The 4,228-nt window shown below is 63.2% G+C and carries 3 protein-coding genes; 1 reads left to right on the top strand and 2 read right to left on the bottom strand.

Annotated elements, in window-relative coordinates; genetic code table 11:
* Positions 1–242 precede the first annotated feature (242 nt).
* Entirely contained in the window at positions 243–674 is a 432-nt protein-coding gene (locus ACIQ42_RS16585) for a nuclear transport factor 2 family protein (RefSeq protein ID WP_397423349.1), read from the top strand.
* Positions 675–757: 83 nt separating this feature from the next.
* On the opposite strand, the gene ACIQ42_RS16580 is transcribed toward ACIQ42_RS16585, so the two are convergent.
* Positions 758–2,008: a serine hydrolase gene (locus ACIQ42_RS16580; RefSeq protein ID WP_397423348.1), complete on the bottom strand. Its 1,251-nt coding sequence runs from the start codon at positions 2,006–2,008 to the stop codon at positions 758–760.
* Positions 2,009–2,118: 110 nt separating this feature from the next.
* The coding region (locus tag ACIQ42_RS16575; protein ID WP_397423347.1) for a TonB-dependent receptor at positions 2,119–4,228 on the bottom strand (2,110 nt) is incomplete at its 5' end.

Below are 4,228 nucleotides of genomic sequence, written 5' to 3'. Positions count from 1 at the left end.
CTGGCTCACGGCGGTGGGAAACACGACCATCATCGCATCCCTGGGCGAAAGTCGATCAGACATCGAACCCGAGGGCCCGCAGGCCCCGGCGAGAGCCACGGCGGCGGATGCAACGATAACGATTCTCATACGCAGCCTCCCGATTTCACCGGCGACCAGATAAACGACTTACCGGTCGGTAGGTCGCTTCACAACTCATTTCATTGGCGTCATGATCGGTATGAAAGCTCCGGGAGACACTCATGGACGACCGCACCCGCCGCGACATCGAACACGACTGTGAGCGGCTGTGCCACCGCTACAGCCATGTGATCGACTTCGGAGAGGCAGCCCGCGTCGCTGACCTCTTCCACGATGACGGTGTTTGGAAGACGCCCGAGGCCGAGCATGTCGGAAAGCCCGCGATTCTGAAGGCCTTTACCGCTCGCCAGGCTAACGCACGCCGCATGTCGCGGCACGTGTGCTCCACAGTGGTGATCGATGTGGCCGACGCGGATCACGCCAGCGGCGTCACCTACATCCAGCTCTATCGCCATGACGCCGAGCCCGGCCGCCGCGTATCGCCGCTGGCCGACCAGCCGGTGATCGTGGGCGAGTACCACGACACCTTCCTGCGCACGCCCGAGGGCTGGCGCTTCGACCGACGCGAGTTCCGCGCCGCCTTCGTGCGCTAGACGACGGACTGAAGCCACTCTGCTGTGCCGTCTCAATGGAGACGGGCAGTCCCTGGGCTCGATGTCGCCGGCGACTCCCGGCTCTAACGGCGCGGTCCCGGAGATGTCGCGAGGATTGAAGCAATCGCCTCAGTGACGACTGCCCAATTTGCGCGGATCAGGGGCATGCGATCCTTGACCATCAACAGGATCGCCGTCCGTTCCTTGACCTGTACGACAGGCGAGGTTCCGAATGCGCCGCCGGACTGCACGACCGAGCAGACACCATCCGCCGCGATCTCGTTGCACCATGCGCCCAGTCCGTAGCCCCGCTGGTCGCCGACGCTGGTGCCGGCTCCAAGCGTAGCCCGGCGCTCCGAATAGTCGCGGAACATCTCGTGGATCGCCTTTTCCGACAGGATGGTTCGACCCCGGAACTGGCCGCCTCCAGCCAACATCTCCAGGAATCGCGCATAGTCCGCCGCTGTCGAGTATCCGCCCGCCGCAACGATCGGATTCGTAACCGAGGCGCGGTCCTCCCGCTTCTGCGCGAAGCCGATATGAGTGTTCATCATCCCCAGCGGACCGGTGACGCGCGCCTCGAAAAGCTGCGCATAAGGAATGCCGGTCACCTTCTCGGCGGCATAGGCGGCGACCTGCATTCCGGCGCCGCCATAACGGAACTGGGCGCCGGGCGCGCCGACGGGCGGCCGGGCGAAGGCATCGCGGGCCGAGGCTTCGAGCGAGAGACTGCGCGGCTGGTCTGCGAGATGGCTAGGACTGAAACCACCCGTGTGGGAGAGCAATTGACGAAGCGTGGCCGATCCCATCGGCCCTCTGGCCCAGTCCAGGTAGGTCGATATCGGCGCATCGAGGTCGAGCTTCCCTTCGTCGACGACCGTCATGATCAGCGCCGCGTTTAGCCACTTGGTGGCGGAAGCGATGGGGATCTGCGTATCCAGGTCATAGAGCCCGTAAGCCCTCTGATGGACCACCTGGCCATCCCGGATGACCACCAGGCTGGCGCCCTCGAGAGGCAGGTCACGGGTCATGGCGATTATGTAGGCGTCTACATCTGACCAGGCTGGCGACCCGGATGCGGTCTTCAATGCTGGCGGAGGCGCAGGAGTCTGGCCTTCGGGCAGGCGCGGCGGCAACAGGGCTCCAAGAAGTCCATGGAACTCCGCCGGAGACAGGTCCCCGGACCCATCCTGGTCTGCGGCGCTGATCCATCGGGCCAGCATGGGTGGAGCTTCGGCTGCCGAGATCGCCCCGTTTCGATCCCGGTCAAGTGCGGCCTGAGCCGGGTTGAACCGCACTTCCGCGAGGCCCGCACAGGGAAGGAGGCTCGCCATCAGCGCCGCAGCAAGGACGTGAGCACGACGCAAAGTCCGAGTTCGCGGCCTCACCCTAACTCCCGTGTCGGACCTGGCCATCCAGAGACCCAGCGCAGCTTGAAGACGCCTTACCACTTGTAGCGAAGCTGCACCGTATAGACCCGAGGCTGATTCCATCGCCGGACGGTCTCGTTCTCGAAGATGATGTAGGACTCGTTGGCCGCGTTGGTGACCACCAGCGCCGCCTGCCAAGGGCCCCGATCCACCCCGATCCGGGCACCGTAGATACCACGATCATAAAGCTGGGGCGTCTGTTCGATCTCCTGCACGCCCCCAGTTTCGAAGTTGTAGGTCAGGTTCGCGAACCCTGTCAGGCCCGCCGCAAGGTCTCGGCGGTAGTTGACGGCCAGTGAGCCATTCCACTCCGGCGTCTGAGGCGTCTTCCGTCCGGCAAATGGACCGGACTTCACCTTACCCTCCTGCCGGCCCACCGCAGCGGTGATCCGGAGTTGTCCGTCGGCGACGGTATAGCGGGCGATGGCTTCCGCCTCGAGACCGACCACCTCAGCCTTGCCGGCATTGGTCAGGAATGAGGTCGAACCGACCGGGCAGGCCAGATTGGTGGCCGAACAACCATTGTCGCGTTGGACCAGGAAGTCGCGGATCTCCGTGAAGTAGGCTGCGCCTGTCACGTAGATGTTCGGCGCCAGATTGCCCTTTGCGCCTATCTCGAAGGTGGTCGACTTCTCGTCGTCGAACGCCGGCGGGATCGGGGTGCCGCGTGGGTCGCCATCATTGGTGTTGAATCCACCGGCGCGTGTACCGGTGCCGAGCTTGGCGTAGGTCAACCAACCTTCGATCGGCTTGTAACCGGCGATGATGTTGAAGATCGCCGCGTCCGGCCGGCTCTCGGCGTTACGGATCAGACGCCCAGGCAGCGGAACACCTGTGCCACGGTCCAGGCGATCAGTGGCGACTTCGCGCTTGTCCTTGGAGTATCGCCCCTCCAGCTCGACATCGAACCGCTCGGAGATCTCGTAGCCGATCGAGCCATAGATGGCGCGCGAATGAATCTTGGCCGTCGTGGGGGTGCGGTTGCCGATTGAGCGGTTGGCCGCGGTCGGCGTCCGATAGTTCAGTGACAGGTTATTAGAGAGAATTTCAAGATACTCCGCCCCGACAAGCCAGTTCATCGGCCCCTCGCCGTTGCTGGTCAGGTGGACGTCCTGAAAATTGATCCGGGCGAGGTTCTGATTGACCGTTCCGTTGCCCGGGTCAGTGGTTGGCAGCGGGTTCCCGCGCGCCCGCTCCGCCGCCAGCGACGCGGCGCTGCCGGCGTCACCGTCAAACACCGACATCGATTCCCGTCGCCGACGATTGCTGGAGGATTCCAGGGTCGCGAAACCGAGGTCGTAGCTGATCTGCAGATTGAAGGTCGACAGGTTCTGCTTCGCTAGAGGTGGGGTGTCCCACAGCGTCCGGTACTTCTCGTTGATGATCCCCTTGGGCGAAGCTGTGCGCGTCGGGTCCGGGAGAATGTAGGTCTGCCAGTAGAGACCAGGTATCCTGTAGATCTGGTTCTCAGCAAGAAAATTCACCGACAGCTTTTCGTTATGATAACGAATCTGGCCACGGATGATCGTTCCATCCTCATCATCGTGGTATTCATCGTTGTAAGCATTATAGAAGAAACCCTTATTGGTCTGCGTTCCCTGTACGCCGAACCGCACCGCTACAGATTCCGAGAGCGGGACATTGATCACCGCCTCGGCCTGATGCTTCTCGTTGTTTATGCCGTATTTATATTCGACATAGCCCTCGAAGACGTCCCGCGGCTGGGCGGAAATCAGGTTGATGGCCCCGCCCACCGCGTTGCGGCCGTATAGCGCGCCCTGTGTACCGCGCAGCACCTCGATACGGCCCACATCAAACAGATCGGCCCGCACGAAATTCCGGCCACCCAGATTGCCGCCGCCGCCGACATAGGCCCCGTTGCGATAGAGCCCGACAGGCGCCTCGGCCGCCGTTCCGCGGCTGGTGCCGGCGCCCCGGATCGAGACCTCCGAGTTGGCGGGCGTACTGGTGTCGAAGTAGCGCAGGCCCGGCACGCCATCGAAAAGGCTCTTCATGTCGCTGAAGCCGCCCTTGTCCGCAATCGACTGCAAATCGATGACCGAAGCGGCCACCGGCACATCGCGCAGGCGCTCCTCACGCTTGCGGGCGGTCACCATCACCTCG

Source organism: Phenylobacterium sp. (assembly GCF_044372605.1).
Taxonomy (GTDB): domain Bacteria; phylum Pseudomonadota; class Alphaproteobacteria; order Caulobacterales; family Caulobacteraceae; genus Phenylobacterium.
The sequence above is the reverse complement of the archived record's forward strand: the minus strand, read 5'-3'. Positions and strand labels throughout refer to the sequence as shown.